16 protein-coding genes are annotated in these 20,774 nt (G+C 27.7%); 6 read left to right on the top strand and 10 right to left on the bottom strand.

Annotated features, from left to right (window positions below; all coding sequences use genetic code 11):
• The first annotated feature begins 67 nt into the window (after window positions 1-67).
• The gene (locus R4I97_RS06525; protein ID WP_335784276.1) at window positions 68-508 is read left to right on the top strand and encodes an RrF2 family transcriptional regulator; all 441 of its coding nucleotides are present in this window, start codon (window positions 68-70) and stop codon (window positions 506-508) included.
• Window positions 509-512: 4 nt separating this feature from the next.
• On the opposite strand, the gene R4I97_RS06530 is transcribed toward R4I97_RS06525, so the two are convergent.
• Complete coding sequence (locus R4I97_RS06530; RefSeq protein ID WP_335784277.1) at window positions 513-1,154, bottom strand: Crp/Fnr family transcriptional regulator; 642 nt, start codon at window positions 1,152-1,154, stop codon at window positions 513-515.
• Window positions 1,155-1,302: 148 nt separating this feature from the next.
• Between R4I97_RS06530 and R4I97_RS06535 the strand changes: the two genes are divergently transcribed.
• The 3 genes from R4I97_RS06535 (at window position 1,303) to R4I97_RS06545 (ending at window position 4,544) form a co-directional block, all read left to right on the top strand.
• Window positions 1,303-2,115: an ATP-binding protein gene (locus R4I97_RS06535; protein ID WP_335784278.1), complete on the top strand. Its 813-nt coding sequence runs from the start codon at window positions 1,303-1,305 to the stop codon at window positions 2,113-2,115.
• Between the two features lie 109 nt (window positions 2,116-2,224).
• Window positions 2,225-3,379 carry a 1-deoxy-D-xylulose-5-phosphate reductoisomerase gene (gene dxr / locus R4I97_RS06540; RefSeq protein WP_335784279.1) on the top strand — a complete coding sequence of 385 codons (1,155 nt, stop codon included), beginning with the start codon at window positions 2,225-2,227 and terminating at the stop codon, window positions 3,377-3,379.
• Window positions 3,380-3,386: 7 nt separating this feature from the next.
• Entirely contained in the window at window positions 3,387-4,544 is a 1,158-nt protein-coding gene (locus tag R4I97_RS06545; RefSeq protein ID WP_335784280.1) for an ATP-binding protein, read from the top strand.
• Window positions 4,545-4,608: 64 nt separating this feature from the next.
• Here R4I97_RS06545 and R4I97_RS06550 read toward each other — a convergent pair whose 3' ends face one another.
• The 8 genes from R4I97_RS06550 to dnaE form a co-directional block, all read right to left on the bottom strand.
• A complete protein-coding gene (locus tag R4I97_RS06550; protein ID WP_335784281.1) occupies window positions 4,609-6,246 on the bottom strand; it encodes a hypothetical protein in 1,638 nt (545 codons plus the stop codon).
• Window positions 6,247-6,261: 15 nt separating this feature from the next.
• Window positions 6,262-7,836: a hypothetical protein gene (locus R4I97_RS06555; RefSeq protein ID WP_335784282.1), complete on the bottom strand. Its 1,575-nt coding sequence runs from the start codon at window positions 7,834-7,836 to the stop codon at window positions 6,262-6,264.
• A gap of 15 nt (window positions 7,837-7,851) precedes the next feature.
• On the bottom strand, window positions 7,852-9,387 hold the full coding sequence (locus R4I97_RS06560) for a hypothetical protein (RefSeq protein WP_335784283.1): 1,536 nt from the start codon (window positions 9,385-9,387) through the stop codon (window positions 7,852-7,854).
• Between the two features lie 101 nt (window positions 9,388-9,488).
• Complete coding sequence (locus tag R4I97_RS06565; RefSeq protein WP_335784284.1) at window positions 9,489-10,451, bottom strand: oligopeptide/dipeptide ABC transporter ATP-binding protein; 963 nt, start codon at window positions 10,449-10,451, stop codon at window positions 9,489-9,491.
• Window positions 10,452-10,480: 29 nt separating this feature from the next.
• Window positions 10,481-11,452, bottom strand: a complete 972-nt coding sequence (locus R4I97_RS06570; protein ID WP_335784285.1) for an ABC transporter ATP-binding protein — start codon at window positions 11,450-11,452, stop codon at window positions 10,481-10,483.
• Between the two features lie 22 nt (window positions 11,453-11,474).
• The gene (locus tag R4I97_RS06575; RefSeq protein ID WP_335784286.1) at window positions 11,475-12,458 is read right to left on the bottom strand and encodes an ABC transporter permease; all 984 of its coding nucleotides are present in this window, start codon (window positions 12,456-12,458) and stop codon (window positions 11,475-11,477) included.
• Window positions 12,459-12,473: 15 nt separating this feature from the next.
• Window positions 12,474-13,394, bottom strand: coding sequence for an ABC transporter permease (locus R4I97_RS06580; RefSeq protein ID WP_335784287.1), 921 nt, complete (start codon window positions 13,392-13,394; stop codon window positions 12,474-12,476).
• A 106-nt stretch (window positions 13,395-13,500) separates the two neighbouring features.
• Window positions 13,501-17,139, bottom strand: coding sequence for a DNA polymerase III subunit alpha (gene dnaE / locus R4I97_RS06585; RefSeq protein WP_335784288.1), 3,639 nt, complete (start codon window positions 17,137-17,139; stop codon window positions 13,501-13,503).
• A 290-nt stretch (window positions 17,140-17,429) separates the two neighbouring features.
• Between dnaE and R4I97_RS06590 the strand changes: the two genes are divergently transcribed.
• Together R4I97_RS06590 and R4I97_RS06595 are read left to right on the top strand one after the other, a co-directional pair.
• The gene (locus tag R4I97_RS06590; protein WP_335784289.1) at window positions 17,430-18,890 is read left to right on the top strand and encodes a SurA N-terminal domain-containing protein; all 1,461 of its coding nucleotides are present in this window, start codon (window positions 17,430-17,432) and stop codon (window positions 18,888-18,890) included.
• A 14-nt stretch (window positions 18,891-18,904) separates the two neighbouring features.
• Complete coding sequence (locus tag R4I97_RS06595; protein ID WP_014933366.1) at window positions 18,905-19,225, top strand: hypothetical protein; 321 nt, start codon at window positions 18,905-18,907, stop codon at window positions 19,223-19,225.
• Between the two features lie 553 nt (window positions 19,226-19,778).
• On the opposite strand, the gene R4I97_RS06600 is transcribed toward R4I97_RS06595, so the two are convergent.
• Complete coding sequence (locus R4I97_RS06600; RefSeq protein ID WP_335784290.1) at window positions 19,779-20,525, bottom strand: hypothetical protein; 747 nt, start codon at window positions 20,523-20,525, stop codon at window positions 19,779-19,781.
• Between the last annotated feature and the right edge of the window lie 249 nt (window positions 20,526-20,774).

Raw genomic sequence — 20,774 nt, forward strand, 5'->3', positions numbered from 1 at the left:
AAAAATATTAAATAATAATAAAATCATAACATTGACTATTATTACTTTTTAGTATATCATACTATCCATGAAAATTAATACAAAGCTCTCAGTAGCTGCACATATAGTTTTATGCATAGCCTTTTTTGAAAATGAAGGTACAACTTCAAATTTGCTTGCTAAAAGTGTAAAAACCAACCCTGCCCTAATAAGAAGAATTCTATTAAAACTTCAAAATGCTGGAATAGTTGAAACAACCAAAAAAGGAAGCAAACTTATAAAAAATGAGAAAGATATAACATTACTCTCAATATACGAGGCGGTATTCACAGAAGAAGAGAGAGGTTTATTTAGCTTTCACCATCCTAATCATGTTTGCCCTGTAGGATGTGCTATGTTTGATGTGCTTGGAGAAGAGTTTAATAGCGTAAAAGAAGACTTTGAAAAATCATTATCTAAAATAACTATAAAAAAAATAGTTGATGAAGTGAGAAAAAGAAAAAAACATTTAGATTTTATGAATAAATAATTTTTTAATGTTTTAAAATTTTTATTTTGTTGCCTTCGAGTTTTATTATTTTTTCCTTCGATAATCTGTTTAATTCTCTTGATAAAGCACTTCTGTCTGAAGATATAAACTCTGATAATTTATCTCTATTATATGGTATTACTATATTATTAGATTTTTGTATATTAGACATATATTTTAAATAAAGCATTATTTTACTTCTTAAACTTTTTTGACTTAAAATATCATTTTTTATAGAAAGAAATATGTTTTTATCAGATAAAACCCTAATTAGATTTTGAAGAAAAATTGCATTATTAAAAATATTATTAGTATTTATTTTTAGTATTTTAGTATCAGTAAAAGATAATGCCTGTATAGTAGAAACCTTTTTTGTAGATAAAGCAAAAGATTCAGCAAAAATATCTCCAGCATTTAATATATTAACTATATTTTTTCTCGCATCATCATATTCTTTGGAAACCTCCACCATACCGTCTAATATTAAATAAATATGCTCTACATAATCACCTATGTCTATAATTGTATTTTCTTTTCTATATGATTTATTTTGATATCCAAAACTCTTAATTATATCAAGAATCTCATCTCGTTCTATATTATTAAATAAACTTGATTTTAATATTATGTCTATATATTCTTCCATAAATCAAACTCTCAATTGTATACTAACTAATATAGTATTTTTTATTAAAAAATCAATATCAGTTAGTTGCTATAGCAACTGAGTTTTTTATAAAAAATTATATTATAAAAACAATTGATAAATGACTTTTATAAAGGAGTTAAACAAAATGAAAAGAAGAATAATAAAAATAGATGAAGATAAATGCACAGGATGCGGAGAATGCATACCGGATTGTCCTGAGGGAGCTTTGCAGATAATAGACGGAAAAGCTAGGCTTATAAGTGATTTGTTTTGCGACGGACTTGGAGCTTGTATAAAAAAATGCCCAGAAAATGCAATGACTATAGAAGAGAGAGAAGCAGGAGAATATAATGAACAAAAAGTAATGGAAAATATCGTTAAAGGCGGTGTTAATGTAATAAAAGCTCATTTGCATCATCTAAAAGAACATGGAGAAGATAGACTTTTTAATGAAGCTATAAAATATTTAAAAGATAATAATTTGGAGGTACCAAATATGGAAGAAAATAAACCTTGCGGATGTCCTGGAAGCATGCAAAGAGATATGAGAAATAAAGTAAAAAGTGAAAGCAATAATAATGTTCATATAACTTCAGAGTTAACAAATTGGCCTATACAATTAAAACTTATAAATCAAAATGCTCCGTATCTTGATAATATAGATTTGCTTATTAGTGCCGATTGTGTGCCTTTTACTTATGCAAATTTCCATTCAAAATTTTTAAAAGACAAAGTGCTTATGATGCTTTGTCCTAAACTCGACAGCGACATAGATTTATATATAGAAAAACTTGCTAATATATTTAAAACAAAAAATATAAAATCTATTACAATAGTTCGTATGGAAGTACCTTGCTGCGGAGGCGTTGAAATGATAGTAGAAGCAGCTCTTAAAAAGGCTAATAAAAACATAATCATAAAAGAATACACTATATCCATAGACGGAGAAATAATCTAATAAAAACAATAATGAGATAATTATAAACTTACATAATTATCTCATTATACTTGAAATAATTAATCTTAAGATATATCATTCTTTATTATATATTTAAGGATTAATTTCAATGAAAAAAAGAGTTCTCATACTTGGTGCTACTGGTTCTATAGGAGTGAACACTTGCTCGGTAATAGAACATTTTTATAATGATTTTGAAATAGTAGGAATTACTACAAATACAAAAATTGATGTTTTAAAAGAAGAATGCATGAAATTTAAACCTAAATATGTGCATATCTCTTCTCAGGAAGCATTAGAAAAGTTCAAAAAATTTAATATCAATGTTAACATCTATGAAGGAAGTATCGCTGATTTTGTAAAAGATATTGATTTTGATATATTGGTAAATGCTTTAGTAGGATATTCTGGTTTTCTTCCAACAATAGAAGCAATAAAAAAATCTAAAACTGTGGCATTAGCAAATAAAGAAACATTAGTTGTAGGCGGAGATATAATTAATGATTTATTAAAAAAATATAATGCTAAATTAGTGCCTATAGACAGCGAACATTCGGCAATTTTTCAAATATTAAATCACTTTAATAATGTACCCATTTCAAAAGTAATAATAACCGCATCTGGAGGACCTTTCTTCAGAACTCCGAAAGAAGAGCTAAAAAATGTTACAGTAGAAATGGCATTAAAACACCCAACTTGGAATATGGGTGGAAAAATTACAATAGACAGTGCTACTATGATGAATAAAGGATTTGAAGTAATAGAGGCTCATCATTTATTTAATTTGGATTATGACAAAATAGAAACTATAATACACCCTCAAAGTTTAATACATTCTATGGTGGAGTTTGTAGATGGAGAGATTTATGCTCAGATTGGAAAGAATGATATGCGCCTTCCTATACAGCATGCTCTCACATACCCAGAGGTAAAAAACACGCCATTTGAAAAATTAAAGCTTTATGAACATAGCGAAATTAATTTTTATAAGATGGATTTTGATAAATTTATTATGCTTAAGCTTGCTTATGAATGCGGTAAGAAAGGAGGATTATATCCTTGCATATTAAATGCTGCTAATGAAGTATGCGTATATTCTTTTTTGGAGCGAAAAATAAGATTTACTGAAATATTTGATATAGTAGAAAGAATGGTAAAAATTAATGTTTCCCATATACCGCTTACTGTAGAAAATATCATAAGAATTGATAATGAAACAAGAAAAGAAACTTTAAAATTAATAGAAACTATAAAACAGATGTGAGCAAATTATGAAAGAAAAAATAATAATTGGTTTTTCAAAATTAATAATCTTTAGAGAAATATTAAAAACAAAAACAATAAAAAAATTAATAAAGTTATTAAAATATAATGCTAATGATGAAACAGAAACAACATCTTTATATTATGATTTTCTAAATGAACTATATAATAATAATGATAATATAGGAGATTTTTTATTAGAATATATATTTAGAGATGATAACATATATATAAAAAAAATACTATTAAAACAAAACATAAATAAAAACATAGAAAATGCATTAAAAGAAGAATTAGATTTTTTTAGTTTTTTATCAAAAATTGATTTATCTGATATTTATAATAATTTAGCAAACTTAGAAACAAAAAAAATAGATTTCTATAATATATACTCTACTCATATAAAAGAAATAAATAAAAAAGGTTATGGAATATTTTATAACAGCAATATGTTCACACTTGATGAAAAAAAGAACATCACCAAAGCAAAACATCAAGACAATCAAAATATAAAACAACTATATGGTTATGATAGAGAAAGAGAGAAAGTAATACAAAATACTAAGGTCTTATTAGAAGGTAAAAAAGCCAATAATATACTTCTCTATGGAGATGCCGGTACAGGTAAAAGCAGCACTATAAAAGCAGTTGCTAATATGTTTAGAGATGAAGGTTTAAGGCTTATTGAAGTGAAAAAAAGCCAGTTATCATTTATCACAGATATAATACAAAAACTAAGTTTAAGTCCTCTTAAATTTATAATATTTATAGACGATTTAACTTTTTCTTCTAATGATGACAGCTTCTCATATTTAAAAGCCGTACTTGAAGGCGGAGTAAACTCTTTTCCTCAAAATATAGTAGTTTATGTAACTTCAAATTATAGGCATTTAATAAAAGAAAACTTTAATGACAGAACAGGTGATGATATACATCTGGAAGACACTATTCAGCAGATAATGAGTTTAACAAACAGATTCGGTATAGTTATAACCTTCCAAAGACCAGACAAAGATTTATTTGTAGATATAGTATTATCGTATGCTAAAGACAATAATATACAAATAAATAAAGAAGAGCTTATAAAACAAGCAGAAAGTTATGCTATAAGAAGTGCAGGAAGAAGCCCAAGGGTAGCAAAGCAGTTTATAGAGACTCTGTTATAACTCATTCTTTAACTAAAAAAATAAATTACTATTATAAATTTATAATAGTAATTTATTTATTATATTATTTAACATCTTTTCTATATAAATTAAACAATTCATTTGTATAAATCAATGAAGAATTACTATCAAATATAAATTGTGTGCTATTATCATTAAATTCTGGTTTATTTGCTGCACTATACCAATAATATAATGATAAATTATGGTGTGGTATTACTTTTATATTATTTTCATCTTTTGCATATAAAGATGAATTTGTATTTTCTGTTATTAAATACTCTATTTTATAATTTTGATTAGTATATGTATTTTCTTTTTTAGTTAGAAATAAATTCATAGCATAATTAAAAATATTTCTTGAATATAATGTAAAAGATTCTCCATTAGCATCTTTAGACATATTTTTTACTATATCATAAGTAAGCCTTTGTTTTTTTCCTATTAAAGAGAAATCATAATTTTGTTTATAATAATGCCATGGAACTGCTAATATATGTATAAACATAAACATTACTAAAAACATAAATAATTTATTTTTCTGATAATATAAATAATTAACAAATAATAAAATAGTAAAGAATGATAAAGCATACATAGAAAAATGATAAACATATCCGCCGCCTTTACCTTTTAAAATCATAGGGCAAAGTATGGCAACTGGTATATATAAAAAATAAAAGAATAAGACTTCTTTTAATATTGTATCATTTTGAAATCTTTGACCTTTAAATAAATCCTTCTTACATACAAATATAATAGAATATACAAAAGATGCAATTACAATAATATGAGAAATTATTATTGCAATTATCACTATTGGACTAAAAACGCCCCAATAAGTTAGAGCAGTTTTTACATCAAATTTATTTAATGTAAATGTTGGATATATAATTTGAGCATAAATCTGAGGGAAACGTTTATAGAATGGAACTGTATAACCTTTTGATAAATTAATCATTTTTAGAGAGTTATCAAAACCATTTTGAATTTCCACTATTAAGTATGGCAAATATAATAAAAATGATATAAAAACTCCTAAAGCCAAATATTTAAAATATTTTTTAGAATAATTTCTTTTAATAATTAAATACATCAATAATGTGGGTACTACACCATAATATACCGCAAAATGAAATTGTCCCATTATGGCCAAAATAGGGAATAAAAGTGCTGCAAAAATTCTTGAATATTTTGTATCTCTTAAATACTCTACAAAAAACATACAAAATAAAAATGAAAACATAACAACTGAATTAGGATTAGTAAAAGAAGTTGTAGCTTCAAATAAAATACAATTAACCGCCATAAATGATGTCATAATTGCAGCAGAAATAAAGCCGAATCTAAAATAAAGCCAAATTAAAAATATAAATAAAACTATCAAATATAAACTTACATCAATAATTCTTGCTGTATAATAATTTTCTCCGCCTAAATTAAATAATAATAAAAATTTAGAATAGAATCCTGCCCCAGGTACTCTTGGTATGCTATCATCTACTAAAAGCCCGCTTGTAACTAATCTTGCCCCTGTATGAGGAATATATTTATTATCATCTGCTACTCTCATATCATAAAAATGCTGTTCATTATCATTAGATAAAAAAGAATTCTTTTGAAAATAAAAATTGGCAATTATACTAATAGCAATAGATACTATGATTAATATTAATAATTCAATTTTGAGTTTTTTTTCCATTTTTTGTATTCTCCATTATTTATCATAAAATTTGTACACAGTAAAACCCTTCAAATTAGTTACAACAATAGGGTTATTCTCTATAACATATTTCATGTCATTTGCATTTCTATTGGAATCCCAATTTTTCTCAGCAATATTATCTTTAATTATATAAGTTAATTTAGCATCTTCTGAATATTTAAGCTTATTATTTGGAAAATAAGTATTAAAAATATCTTTATTCTGTCCCCTAAGAACACCTGAAAAATTATCATAAATTTTGATATTCTCACCGTTTGAATCATTTTCTATAATATTAAGTAAAGCAGCAAAACTTTTATAATTTCTAGGTTCTTCAAATAATTTCCAATATCTAATTAATTCTCCAGACATAGCAAATACGTTTAATATCAGTATAATTGCTGTTATATTAAAATATTTTCTGCTATTTTTTAATTTATTTTCATTCTGTACAAAAAATAATAATATAGGTGTAAAAGCAATAGAGTAAACAGAATATAAATAATGAAAAGTACCAGATTTTGATTTAAATACTATAAAACTAATAATTGTTACTGGTATAAATAAAAATAATATAAAAATTAATTCTTTTAATATTTCTTCTTTATCACTACAAATATTTTTTCTTTTTAATAAGAATATAAAAGAACGTATAAAAGCAAAAACTGAAAAAAGAATACTAATAACTAAAAAAATTAATCCGTAAAAATATACAGGCTTAGTAAACCAATAATAAATAATAGAACCTGTTCTAGTACCAAACAAAGCAGATATCTCATTGGTTGGAAACAATATTAAAGCATAAACTTGAGGAAAAGGTATAGATGAAAGTCCCCCTCTCATATTCATAGCATACTGAACATTTAAAAAACCTGTTTTAATTTCATTTAAAAGATATGGTAAGTATAATAGAAAAGATATAAAAACTCCTAATGCCCAAAATAATATATATTTTTTAGTTCTTTTAAATCTTATTATTAAATATACTATCAATGTTGGAATCATAGAAAAGAAAACAACCATATGCCCCTGAGCCATTAATGCAAGTATTGGAAATATAACAATTGCAGATATTTTTAAAATTTTTTCATTATTATTTTTATCTAAATATTCATACAAGAAAATAAATAATGGTAAGCTGAATATCAAAGTAACATTAGGATTCCAAAAATCAGTCATAGACATTATTAAATATCCATTAAGCATTATAATAGGGCTCATAATAGAAACTATAAAAAGCCCAAACCTTTTAAAAATCCAAAACATAAATATGAATAATATTATCAAATTGAAAATCAGATTAATAATTTTAGCATTAAATAAGTTTTCACCGCCAATGCTGTAAAATAAAGTATAAATTATATAATAAAATCCACCCGGAACCTTTGGACTTGTTTGAGCATCTGTACTTATAAATCTAGCCCCCATTGTCGGAAACTCTTTATTTTGATAATATTGTTTCATATCATAAAAATGTGATTCCTGATCCTTACCTATAAACCTTTTATCAATGGCATAAAAAGATATAAATAAGCAAAATATTGTAGATATAGCAAATAATAATAATAAATATTTATTTAATTTCATAGTCCAACCTTTAAATTATATACCTGAAAAAGGCTTATCTCCTTTATATTTATACACCAATAAAGCTGAATTACTATACAGCAATTTAGTATTATTACTAAAATATGTCATATACTTAGAAACAGCATCTTTATTTTGAGATAATGCCACTATACTATCAAAAACAAAATAAATATTAGTAGAATCTGTATTTTGTTTCCATACATTATTAGTGAAAAATGTAATGGCAATATCTCTATACATATTATTATGAGCATAAATCCCTATAACATTGGCATCAGAATTTTTAGAATCATTATAAATAGTTTTTACAACATTTCCCATAGCATGCAAATTTCTTGGTTCTTCATAATATTTTATATATATACTATTTTGAAAATAAAGTACAATTAAATTAATAAAAAGTAAAAAAGAAATTGTATAAAAAAGTTTTTTATTTGATTTTAATTTACTATCATATTGAACAAAAAATAATATTATAGGCAAATATGATATGGCAAACATAGAATATAGGTAATGTATAACACCTGATTTAGAATGTGATAAAATATTCACAATTATTGTAACAGGTATAAATAACAAAAATATTAAAAACATGTCAAGAATAACTTTTTCATTATTCGATTTAGCTTTATAATTCTTATTAAAGAAATAATATAATATTCTTACAAAACAAAAAAGAGAAAAAATTAAACTCAAAAATAAAAAAGCTACACCTAATATTGTTAAAGGATATTTACTCCAATAACTAATAATTGCATTCATACCGCTGCCATAAGACATAGATATTTCATTAGTAGGGTATAATAATAATGCATATATTTGAGGAAATGGTATTGAAGATACAGAATCTCTAAGAGTTAGAGCCATTTTCAAATTGCTAAAATTAGATTGTATTTCAGAAATTAAATAAGGTAAATATTCTAAAAAAGATATAAATACTCCTAAAACCCAGCAAAATATATATTTTAATGTACGTTTATATTTTATTATTAGATAAACTATTACTGTAGGTATCATTGAAAAGAAAGTAAAAAAATGTCCTTGAGCCATTACCGCAAGTATTGGAAAAATCATTATTGCAGAAATACGTACTACATTCTTTCTCGTATCATTTTCTTTATTTTCATCAATATATTCAAATAATAATATAAATAATAAAAAACTAAATATTAATGTTATATGCTGATTAAGAAAATCACTAATTGCCAATATAATATATACATTACATAATATTAATGAGGCTATAAATGAAGTGAGCATAATACCAAAACGTTTATAAAACCAAAACAAAAATATTAGTATTATAATCAAGTTAAATATTAAATTAATAATCCTAGATATAAAATAATTTTCAGCAGATAATTTATAAAATAAAGTATAAAATATATAATAAGCTCCGCCTGGTACTCTTGGAATATTATCTGCATCATTAACTATTTCACTTGGTATAAATCTTGAACTAGTTGTTGGAAATTTACCGCTTTCATACCATTGTTTCATATCATAAAAGTGCTGAGCCTGATCGGTTCTTAAAAACCTTTTAGGCATAATATAAAAATCTATAAGAAAATTAATAATAAGTGCTGATACCAATAAAAAAGCTGGTATTATTATATATTTATTATACCTCATAAATTGTTTTAAATAAATCATACTAAATGACAAGCACAGTAATGTCCGCTTTCAACCTCTCTAAACTCAGGAACTTTCTCAGCACAAATAGCTTCTGCCTTAGGACATCTTGTTCTAAATTTGCAGCCTGATGGAGGATTAATTGGAGAAGGTATTTCCCCAGAGAGTATTATTCTCTGTTTAGTTTTTGCTATAGAAGGCTCTGATATTGGTATTGCTGAAATTAAAGATTGAGTATAAGGGTGAAGCGATTTTGTGTATAATGATTCGCTGTCTGTAAGCTCAACAATATTACCCAAATACATAACAGCTATTCTTTTAGATATCTGACGCACCACAGCTAAATCATGAGCAATAAATAAATAAGTAAGTTTCATATCCTGCTGCATATCATAAAGCATATTTATAATCTGAGCCTGAATAGAAACATCTAAAGCAGATACCGGTTCATCGCAAACTATAAACTCAGGGTCAACCGCCAAAGCACGAGCGATACCTATACGCTGCCTTTGCCCGCCAGAAAACTCATGCGGATATCTTTGTGCCTGTTCAGCATTAAGCCCAACAAGTTTAAGAAGATTTATTACTTTTTCTCTTCTTTCTGCTTTTGTAGAATAAAGTTTATGTACATCAAGAGCTTCCCCTATTATATCTTCAACTGTCATACGAGGGTTAAGCGAAGCATAAGGGTCTTGGAAAATAATTTGCATTCTTTTAGCATACTGTCTGTAATTATTTTCATTAACCTCTTCGCCGTCAAAAAATATTTTACCGCTTGTAGGCTTATATAGATGAAGCAAAGTTCTTCCAAGTGTAGTTTTACCGCTTCCAGATTCGCCCACAAGTCCAAAAGTTTCCCCTTTATTTATAGTAAAAGATACACCATCAACGGCTTTCACTGTCTGTATATTTCTACCAAATAAGCCGCCTTTTATTCTAAAATGTTGTTTTAAATCTTGTATTTCTATTAAAGGTGTCATAATAAACTACTCTCTTTTTAATTAGTATTTTAATTGGGCATTTGATGAAGCCAGCATGCAGAAAAATGTCCCTTTTCAAATTCAGTAATAGGAGGCTTATTATCAATGCAAACTTTCATACATTCTTCGCATCTTGTACTAAAAGGACAGCCTGCCTTCATGTTAAGTAAATCTATAGGAGTTCCCTCTATAGGTATAAGTCTATCTTGCTTAATATCAATACGAGGCAAAGATTTAAGAAGCCCTAAAGTATAAGGGTGTTTAGGTCTTTCAAATATATCAAATACAGTACCTCTCTCTACTATACCGCCGCCATACATAACTATAATATCATCAGCCATATCAGCTACAATTCCAAAATCGTGCGTAATGAGTATAACAGCCATTTGTATTTTTTTCTGTATATCTTTTATAAGCTCAAGTATCTGCGCCTGTATAGTAACATCAAGTGCAGTTGTAGGTTCATCGGCAATAAGTATTTTAGGGTCTCCTGCCAAAGCCATAGCTATCATTATACGCTGACGCATACCGCCTGAAAGCTCATGCGGATATTGTTTTATTCTTCTTCTTGGTTCATTAATACCAACCAAAGTTAAAAGCTCTACTATTCTCTCTATAGCATCTGTTGTGCTTATTTTTTTATGAGTAGTTAAAGCCTCCATAAGCTGATTGCCTATAGTATATACTGGATTTAAACAAGTCATGGGGTCTTGGAAAATCATTGATATAGAATCACCCCTTATTTTCTTCATTTCATGTTCAGAAAGCTTTATTAAATCAGTGCCTTCAAAAAGTATCTCTCCGTTAATAATTTTACCAGGCTCTTCAATAAGCCCCATAATAGAATAAGCAGAAACACTTTTTCCGCTTCCAGACTCCCCTACTATTCCTAACACTTTAGATTTATCTAATTTATAAGAAATATTATTAACAGCCTTAACCTCTCCAAGCGGTGTAAAAAAAGATACGCTTAAATTCTTAACTTCTAATAAACTTTCCATTAAATACCACCTTTATAGCTTTTTATCTGTTTTTCATTCTAGGGTCTAAAGCATCTCTAAGTCCATCACCCACCAAATTAAAACAAAGTATTATTATACTTATTAAAGCAGCAGGAAAAAGAAGCTGATAAGGATAAGAATAAACCCCGCTAACAGCATTTGAAGTTAAAGAGCCAAGCGAAACCATAGGAGCACTTACCCCCAAACCTAAGAAACTTAAAAAAGCCTCAACAAATATAGCATTAGGTATCTGAACCATAGCTGATACTATTATAGCCCCCATAGCATTAGGTATTAAATGCTTAAAAATTATTCTGCTATGCGGAGTACCCAAAGCCCTCGCAGCAGTTACAAACTCCTGATTTTTTAATGCTAAAATTTGTCCCCTAGTCATTCTAGCCATATTAGTCCAATAAAGCAAAGATATAACTATAAATATACTAAAAAGTCCAGGTCCTAAAAGACCAATACCTCTTAAAGATTCACTTTGTAGAAACAACTTATCCATAGGAGCTTTAAGCACTACAGACAATAATACAACAATTAAAAGCGTAGGCACAGCACTGATAATATCTACTATACGCATCATAATATTATCAAGCATACCTCCGAAATACCCAGATATAGAACCATACACTATTCCTATAATTACAACCAAAGTAGCAGAAACTATACCTATTAAAAGCGATATTCTAGCTCCTATCATACAACGTACAAGCAAATCTCTCCCTAAAGTATCTGTACCAAACGGGTGCTCTAATGTAGGTAAGCTATTTTCTACCCCTCTATTTATCTGTGCATATTCATATTCTGATATTATAGGTATAAATATAGCAAGAAGTGTTATAATACCTATTATTATAATAGAAACTAAAGCTACTTTATTTCTTTTAAATCTTCTATACGCATCCTGCCAATAAGTTACACTCTCTCTTTTTACCTCGGCAGCAGCTTTTTCTTCTTCGCTTGCTTTTACAAATAATGATTTATCTAAACTATTTTCCATTTATTATTCCTTACATTAATCTTGAATTTTTATTCTAGGGTCTATAATACCATAAGATAAATCAACTAAGAAATTCATTGCTATTAAAAAAGCACCATAAAATATAGTAACTCCTAATATTGTAGGATAATCCCTTTGGGTAATGCTTTCAACAAAATACCTTCCAAGACCAGGTATATTAAATATTTTCTCTACAACAAAAGAACCAGTAAGTATACCTGCAGCAAGCGGTCCTATATATGTAACTATTGGTATAATAGCATTTCTTAAAGCATGCTTAAATATAATAATACTTCTTGATATACCCTTTGCCCTAGCTGTTTTTATATAATCTTGGTGAATAACATCAAGCATAGAACTTCTCATAAGCCTAGCCATAAAACTAAGTGAACTAAAAGATAAAGCAAAACCAGGCATTAAATACTGTCTAAAAGAATCAAAACCATACGCAGGAAGTAATTTTAATTTAACAGAAAAAATAATAATAGAAACAGTAGCAACAACAAAACTCGGTACTGCTATACCCAAAGTAGCAGCAACCATGACAGCCCTATCTATAGCCTTACCCTGTCTAAGAGCAGCAATTATACCAAATAAAACCCCTATAGTAGTGGAAATAAACATACTAAATATTCCAAGTCTAAAAGATACAGGAAAAGCTCTTACTATAGTACCTGATACAGATTGACCTATTTTAGTAAGAGAAGTACCTAAATCTCCTTTAATTGCATTTTTAAGATAGTTTGCATATTGAACTACAAGAGGCTTATCTAAACCATATTTTTTATTTAAATTTTCTAAAGCAACCTTACTAAGCGGTTTCTCCCCAACGAAAGGTCCTCCCGGTACAGTATGCATTAAGAAAAAAGTGATAGTTACTATGACAAATAAAGTTAAAACTGATATAAACAATCTCTTTAAAACATAATCAAGCATAAAGCATACCCCAAAATTAATAATACAATTATTAAAGATATTCAATTATATAATAAAAATATTGTTTAGTCAATTATAAAACTCAAAATAAAACTACATATAATAATCATGCATATTCTATTTCTATCAAAGACCTTAAAGCACTTTTAGCTTCGGTTAAAAATCTCTGATTAGGATCAACTTTGTAATTTTCGCCTATCTTAAATACTTCGGTACCGCTTTCTGATTTTAGTTTTAAGAAAATAGTATAATCACCAGGGTTTGATGATATAGCGTTTTGCAAACATAACAAATCCATATCATCAAATATATTTTTATTAACATAAAGAGCTAATTGTTTTTTTCCTGTATTAGTATTTTTTATAATATTATTTTCTCTTTTTACCGCAGCTGCTTCTTTAGTATTTTCATTAGACGGCTTAGGTATTTTATTTTCTGTCACCAAAGTCTCTGCATTATCTCTTTTTATTTCTCTTTTTACTTCTTTTAAGACATTCTTTTTGTCATTAAGTACACTGTCTAAATCTTTTATCTCTGTTATGTTATTGTATATTTTACCTGAAAACTTATTTTTATCTCTCTTACCTTTTATAAGTATGCCCATATTTTCATCAAGCAATTCTCTATATTTATCTACTTTTGTTGTAATATAGAAAGTACTCTCTGTAAATAAATCTATAACTTTTAATATAAGCATAGGACTATTTTTCTTTGTAGTACCTTCTGATATGTTCATCAAGATTGCTGGTATAGAAAACTCATATTTATCTTCAAGTTCTTCCAATTCAAGTAAATTATTAAAATATTTATAATCAATTTTTGTAATATATCTTGCAAAAGGATGATATCTTAAAGAAAAGCCTAAAACTTCTTTTTCATTTTCCATTAAAATATTATTAGGGTATTCAACTTGTTTTTCTATCACTAAAGAAGCACTTCCTGTATCATCTTCAGACATAGAATCAAAAAGCATAGTTTGTCCTGATAATGTTTCTTTTTGATAATTAGAAGCATGAGCAAGTATTGCATCAAGCGAAGAAAGTAATGCACTTTCAGTATGACCAAATTCAGAGAAAGCTCCGCATTTTATAAGCGTTTCATAAACCTTTCTATTAACCAAATGAACATCAACTCGTTTTACAAAGTCTTCTAAATTTTTAAATGGACCATTATTTTCTCTCTCTTCTTGTATAGCTAAAGCAGCCTGAAGCCCCACACCTTTAACAGCATGCAAAGCATATACTATCTTGCCATTCTTTTGAGAGAATAATGCATCGCTTTCAAAAACGCTCGCAGTAACAACTTCTATATTTTTTTGCTTAATTTCATTTAAATATAATGCTATCTTGTCAGTATCATCTATGACTGTATTAAGCAAAGCTACATAATATTCCATTGGGTAATGAGCTTTAATATAAGCTTCTTGATAAGCTATTAAAGCATAACAAACAGAGTGAGATTTATTAAAACCATATTCAGCAAAACCTTTCATTGTATCAAAAAGATAATTTAACAATTCTTCATCATAGCCCCTTTCAAGTCCGCCGTTAATAAACTTCTCTCTCATAGAGTTCATCTTCTCTACGATTTTTTTACCCATAGCCTTTCTTAAATCATCTGCTTCGGCGGCAGTAAAACCTCCAATAACCCTACTTATAGCCATAATTTGCTCTTGATATATTAACACTCCCTGACTTTCTTTAAGTATAGGCTCTAAATCTGGATGCTTGTATACTATCTCTTTTCTTTTATTTTTTCTGTCAGCATAATCTTTATCCATTCCAGAGTTCAAAGGACCTGGACGATATAATGCTACGCTTGATACTAAATCATCAAAACCTGTAGGCTGAATATTTATAAGCATCTGGCGCATACCAGGACTTTCAAACTGGAAAACTCCGCCTGTATCAGCACGCCTAAATATATCATAAACAGCTTCATCATCTAATGGAAGTTTGTCTATATCTATTTCAACACCATATCTCTCTTTTATATCTTTTATAGCATCTTTTATGAGTCTTAAGTTTTTAATACCCAAAAAGTCCATTTTTATAAGACCCGCACTTTCAACATAAGTCATCTCATATTGACAAGCTCTTGTACCAGTCTTGGAATCCTGATAAACAGGAGCTAAATCCATTATAGGATGAGATGATATAATTACACCAGCAGCATGAAGCCCAACATTTCTTACTAATCCATCAAGCCTCATAGATATTTCATACATATTCTTTAATTCTCTGCTTCCTTCTATTTCTTTTACTAAAGCAGCACAATCAGGATGATCATATATATCTACAACCCTTTTTACATCATTAGGTATGCTTTTAGCAAGTCTATCAGCAGTAGCTAAATCTATACCCATAACACGGCAAACATCTCTTACAACAGAACGTCCCCCCAAAGCACCAAAAGTAGCTATTTGTGAAACATTGTCCTTACCGTATTTTTTTGTTACATAATCTATTACAACTTCTCTTTTATCATCTTGAAAGTCAACATCTATATCGGGCATGCTTTTTCTTTCCGGATTTAAAAATCTCTCAAAAAGCAAATTATAATCTAAAGGGTTAACCTTCGTAATCCCTGTAGCAAATGCAACTATTGAACCCGCAGCGCTGCCCCTTCCAGGACCAACTGCAACATCATTATTTCTTGCATAATTAATGAAGTCTTGAACTACTAAAAAATAACCTTCAAAACCCATCTTAGCTATAACCCCAAGCTCCATCTCAAGTCTATCCATAGCCTCTTTTGGAATATTGTTATTATAATACTTATTAAGTCCTTCTATACACATCTTTTTTAATGCCGTAGTTTCTGTCTCTCCATTAGGAAGTTCATAATTAGGCATATAATATGTTTTAGTCATTATATTTAAATCTTTACATTGCTCTGCTATTTTTACTGTATTTTCAAAAGCCTTCGGAAGTTTAGCAAAAGATTTTCTCATCTCTTCTTCAGTTTTCAAATGAAACTCATTGCTTGGAAATTTATATCTTCTTGGCATATCTAAAGTAGCTTTAGTTTGTATTGCTAAAAGTATCTCATGAGCCTTAGCATCTTCTTTTAATACATAATGCACATCATTCGTAACTACTAATTCTATATTTTCGTTTTTGGCAACTTTATATAAATCACTATTTAAAGTCTTTTCTTCTGGCAAACCATGATCCTGAAGCTCTATATAAAAATCTTCTCCAAATATTGATTTATAATACCTTGCTAATTGCAAAGCCTGCTTATAATCTTTTTTTCTTAATGCTATAGGAATCTCCCCTCCCATACAAGCAGATAAACAAATTAACCCCTTACTATATCTTTCTATCAATTCATGGTCTACTCTTGGTCTATAATAAAAACCTTCAGTATATCCATGAGTTACTAATTTACATAAATTGTTATATCCCTCTTTATCTTTAGCAAGAAGAACCAAATGCATAGCACTTTTCTCTTCAGAATTATCTAATTTTTTGTCAAATCTCGTCTTTGGAGCAACATATACTTCGCATCCTATGATAGGTATAATTCCTTTATCTTTAGCCTCAGAAAAAAACTCCATAGCTCCAAACATATTACCATGGTCTGTCATAGCTATAGCTGGCATATCTAATTCTTTTGCCCTATCTATTAAGCCAGGTATGAGTCTTTTAGTTTTATCTTTTTTAGAATATAATGATTTAATACGAGCAGCACCATCAAGTATAGAATACTGAGTATGTACATGTAAATGAACAAATGACATAAAATTATACCCCTATTTTTCTAAATCTTATTTTATACCCAATTATGTTAAATATCAAGTTAAAAAGCAATTTAAAAACAATATTATAATACACTATAAATATTTACGGTAAAAAATATTCAAAATTAAATAGAAATACAATAATTTTTCAAAATTTATTCTCTGCAAACTATAAAACATTATACAACACAAACAACATATATATAGAAAATTACTTGATTTTTTGAAAGCTTTTTTATATAATTAACATATTAAAGTTAATTAATAAAAAAATCTTTGAGGATAAATAAATGTCATCTAACAAAAAAATAGCAATCAAAAAAAAGAGTCCCGTAATTAAAACTTTGCAATGGATTGGAGTATCTGCTGTATCCATTTTGCTTATAATATATTTTTTAGTAATAGATACTAGAGGAAGCCAAAAAACTCCTACAATAGGTTCTGTTAATGGCACTCCTATTTATTATACTTCTACAAGTCCTTATGGTAAAGCTTTTAGAGAAATAGAAAATTATTATCAGCAATTTGGAATACCTATGAATGCTGATGTATATGCCAATATAGAAGATTTGGCCTTTAGAAGAGCTGTTACTACTATACTTTTAGATGATTTAGCTGCAAAAAATATTGCAGTAAGCGATAAAATAATACTTCAATATATGCAAAGCCAATTTATAGATAGTAACGGCAATTACAACCAAATGGCTTATGATGCTTTTATTAAAAATACTCCTCAAGCAGAAAAAATTAGAATAGAAAAAGATTTAAAAGAAACTATTATGGCTCAAACTATAGCTTTAGAGTTATTTAATGGTGTTAAAGTTAATTCTTTAGAATTAGAAAGACAATATATAAAAAATCTTACGAAAAGAGATATTGAAATGCTTTATATAGATGCTTCTGAGATAGTAAGAAGTGCTGACATACTTGAAGTAGATATAGACAAATATTTTAATGATAATAAAACTAATTTTGTACAAGCTGACATATCTTGGATACTTATGGCTAATGCTAAAGATGCTGAAAATGTATATAAAACATTAAAAAATGACATTACTTTATTTGATAAAACAGTGGTAGAGAAAAGTATTTATACCAATGACTATCATTTAGGCTATGTTACAAGAATGGAAATAGATAAAAATATAGCAGATAGAGTATTTACAAATACACAAACTAATATTTTACTATCTCCTATCAATGTTAATGGTGTTTACTATATAGTATTAATTAATGATATAAGACTTCCAGAAAAATACACAGATGTTAATACAGGAGTTTTAAGAGATAGTTATTTAAATGATAATCTTAAAGTATTAATTGAAGCAGAAAAATCTAAACAAGTAGAAGTATTAAAAAATGCTGTTGCCAATAACAATAATTTTGCCGCTTTAAACAATGGAAATATAAAATACTATAAATCTTCAGTACCATTCTCTTATGCTCAAGGGTTAGTAAATGCCACTGATGGAAACGTTATACCAGAGTCATCTAGCCCTATATTTAATAGCACTGTATTTTCTTTGAATGTTGGTGATAAAAGTGAAGTTATAAAATTAAATAATGGAGTTGCTGTTATAAAAGTTTTATCAGAAGAAAAGGCTGATATAAACAAGTTAGCATCATTGGATACGGCTCAAAAAAATGCTGCAAAAAGAGAATTATTAAATTCCTCTGTTGCTAATATTTCTATAGAATGGGAAAACAGAAGCATAGAAGAAGCTAAAATAAAAAGACATAAAGTAAGATAAAATTAGGGGTGTTTATGTTTGACAATAACGTACATTATATAAGAAAAGAATTAGAATCTATATACAATGTTGTAGTAGAGAATTTGGGTAAAGAATTATTAAGCAAAGAGATAAAGAAGCTTGAATACGAGCCAAAGTTGGATAGAATTAATATCAATGATTTTATTTTTATAAGACTTACATTTGAAAACAAAGAAGATCATAAAGAATTATTTTATGAGATATATATAGAAGATGAAAACGGCAATGCCTTAGAAAACTCAATGATAAATGTAGAGCGTCCTTTCTCTAAGCTTGTAGATAAAATAGATTATCTTATAAAATTAGATTATTGATTATATTTAAGTATAGTTTTATATATACTTGTCTTAAGAGTATATTAATAAATATTTATCTTGTTTTTAATTTTACTGCTTATAAATATATATAAAATAATGCCATATGTTTGTGGCTATATTCTGTAAAAATGCAGTTCTTTTGCTTCTTTTATACCAATAAAAGAAGTGGGGGTGTGGGGGCAAAGCCACCACAAACAAAAAATTTAAAAAATATTTTTAATAAACTTATAATATTAAAACAATTATTTTCTATCAATTTTTTTGTTGTTATTTTCCCGCCTTCGCACCATACCTAAAAGTACTTCCTACGGTCGCAGGCACTCCCTTCGGTCGTCCTGAAGGACTCCTTTCAGTCACGGTGCGGACTTCGTCAAAGTTGCAAAAAGTACAAGTTAAGAAAGTAATACTAATTATATTTTACATACTAAATATTAAATCAAAAACAACATAAATATTTATTAAAGCAAATAATAGTTTTAAGTATGCAATAAAAAAGGCTTAAGGGCAATCAATACCACTTAAGCCTCTCAAACTATTTAAGAGCAAACTATTATTTTGCTGCTTTAGCTAAAACATATCTATTATCGCTATCTACTTTACCTTTAGCTATTTGTACTAATAATTCTTTAAACTCATTAAGTACATCTGTTTCATTATCACCATCAACTACATATAAAACTCTATTATCTCCTTCTCCAGTCATAAAATATATTTCATAATCAGTATCGTAATCACCTTTTTCCATATTTTTAACTATACAAGCATTTCTACTATAATCAGTACCTGTTTCTGGAAGAGGCATTGCTGTACCAAATATATTTCCGCTACCAGCTGGTACTTGTATATCTTTTTGCCATACTAATTTAGAATAATCATCTCTTCCGTCTAATACTCCATTTTCATATTCTCTTTCAACCATTTCTGAATCAGAGTCAAAGAAAATATAAGTTTCTTCTGTTTCTGGTCTTCCATCATCCCAACCGCTTTCAACACTTACCCAAGTAGTGCTATATAATCTTTCTAATAAATTATATGTACCAGTTTCTTCAGTTGTTACTTCTGTAATATTACCTGTTGTAATATCAGTAGAAGATGCCCCGCCTTGATTAGCTTGAGCTGATACTGAAAGAGCAATAGCTTGCTGAGCACTTACTGATGTACCTTTTAAAGTTTGTTTAGACATACTTGGTATATTTGCACTTACAGTAGATTCTGTAGCTCCGCCTGCAGCATCTTTATCAGCGCATGAAATAGCTGCCATTGATATTATTGACAATATTAATAAAAATTTTTTCATTTTTTCTCTCCTTCATTGTTGTTTATTGTTGTTTATGTATATATTATAAACAAAATAAATCAATTTGTAAAGTTTATTTTACTTGTTTTTTAAAAAAATTAAGTTTTTTTTACTATTTTTCTATGAATTGCGATATTTTTTTACTATATTTTTATATATTTTACTTGTTTTTACTTTTTTAGAGCAATAAAATAAAGAAATTATACAAACAATTTTTTATTAATATGGGTTTTAAATATGCAATAAAAA

Source organism: Brachyspira pilosicoli (genome assembly GCF_036997485.1).
GTDB lineage: Bacteria > Spirochaetota > Brachyspiria > Brachyspirales > Brachyspiraceae > Brachyspira > Brachyspira pilosicoli_C.

What these genes read in the sequence shown, in the direction of transcription:
- R4I97_RS06555 (WP_335784282.1), bottom strand. Translation starts at nt 7,836, where the DNA reads ATGAAATTAAATAAATATTTATTATTATTATTTGCTATATCTACAATA.
- R4I97_RS06545 (WP_335784280.1), top strand. Translation starts at nt 3,387, where the DNA reads ATGAAAGAAAAAATAATAATTGGTTTTTCAAAATTAATAATCTTTAGA.
- R4I97_RS06535 (WP_335784278.1), top strand. Translation starts at nt 1,303, where the DNA reads ATGAAAAGAAGAATAATAAAAATAGATGAAGATAAATGCACAGGATGC.
- R4I97_RS06580 (WP_335784287.1), bottom strand. Translation starts at nt 13,394, where the DNA reads ATGCTTGATTATGTTTTAAAGAGATTGTTTATATCAGTTTTAACTTTA.
- R4I97_RS06575 (WP_335784286.1), bottom strand. Translation starts at nt 12,458, where the DNA reads ATGGAAAATAGTTTAGATAAATCATTATTTGTAAAAGCAAGCGAAGAA.
- R4I97_RS06550 (WP_335784281.1), bottom strand. Translation starts at nt 6,246, where the DNA reads ATGGAAAAAAAACTCAAAATTGAATTATTAATATTAATCATAGTATCT.
- R4I97_RS06565 (WP_335784284.1), bottom strand. Translation starts at nt 10,451, where the DNA reads ATGACACCTTTAATAGAAATACAAGATTTAAAACAACATTTTAGAATA.
- dnaE (WP_335784288.1), bottom strand. Translation starts at nt 17,139, where the DNA reads ATGTCATTTGTTCATTTACATGTACATACTCAGTATTCTATACTTGAT.
- R4I97_RS06525 (WP_335784276.1), top strand. Translation starts at nt 68, where the DNA reads ATGAAAATTAATACAAAGCTCTCAGTAGCTGCACATATAGTTTTATGC.
- R4I97_RS06560 (WP_335784283.1), bottom strand. Translation starts at nt 9,387, where the DNA reads ATGCCTAAAAGGTTTTTAAGAACCGATCAGGCTCAGCACTTTTATGAT.
- R4I97_RS06600 (WP_335784290.1), bottom strand. Translation starts at nt 20,525, where the DNA reads ATGAAAAAATTTTTATTAATATTGTCAATAATATCAATGGCAGCTATT.
- dxr (WP_335784279.1), top strand. Translation starts at nt 2,225, where the DNA reads ATGAAAAAAAGAGTTCTCATACTTGGTGCTACTGGTTCTATAGGAGTG.
- R4I97_RS06570 (WP_335784285.1), bottom strand. Translation starts at nt 11,452, where the DNA reads ATGGAAAGTTTATTAGAAGTTAAGAATTTAAGCGTATCTTTTTTTACA.
- R4I97_RS06590 (WP_335784289.1), top strand. Translation starts at nt 17,430, where the DNA reads ATGTCATCTAACAAAAAAATAGCAATCAAAAAAAAGAGTCCCGTAATT.
- R4I97_RS06595 (WP_014933366.1), top strand. Translation starts at nt 18,905, where the DNA reads ATGTTTGACAATAACGTACATTATATAAGAAAAGAATTAGAATCTATA.
- R4I97_RS06530 (WP_335784277.1), bottom strand. Translation starts at nt 1,154, where the DNA reads ATGGAAGAATATATAGACATAATATTAAAATCAAGTTTATTTAATAAT.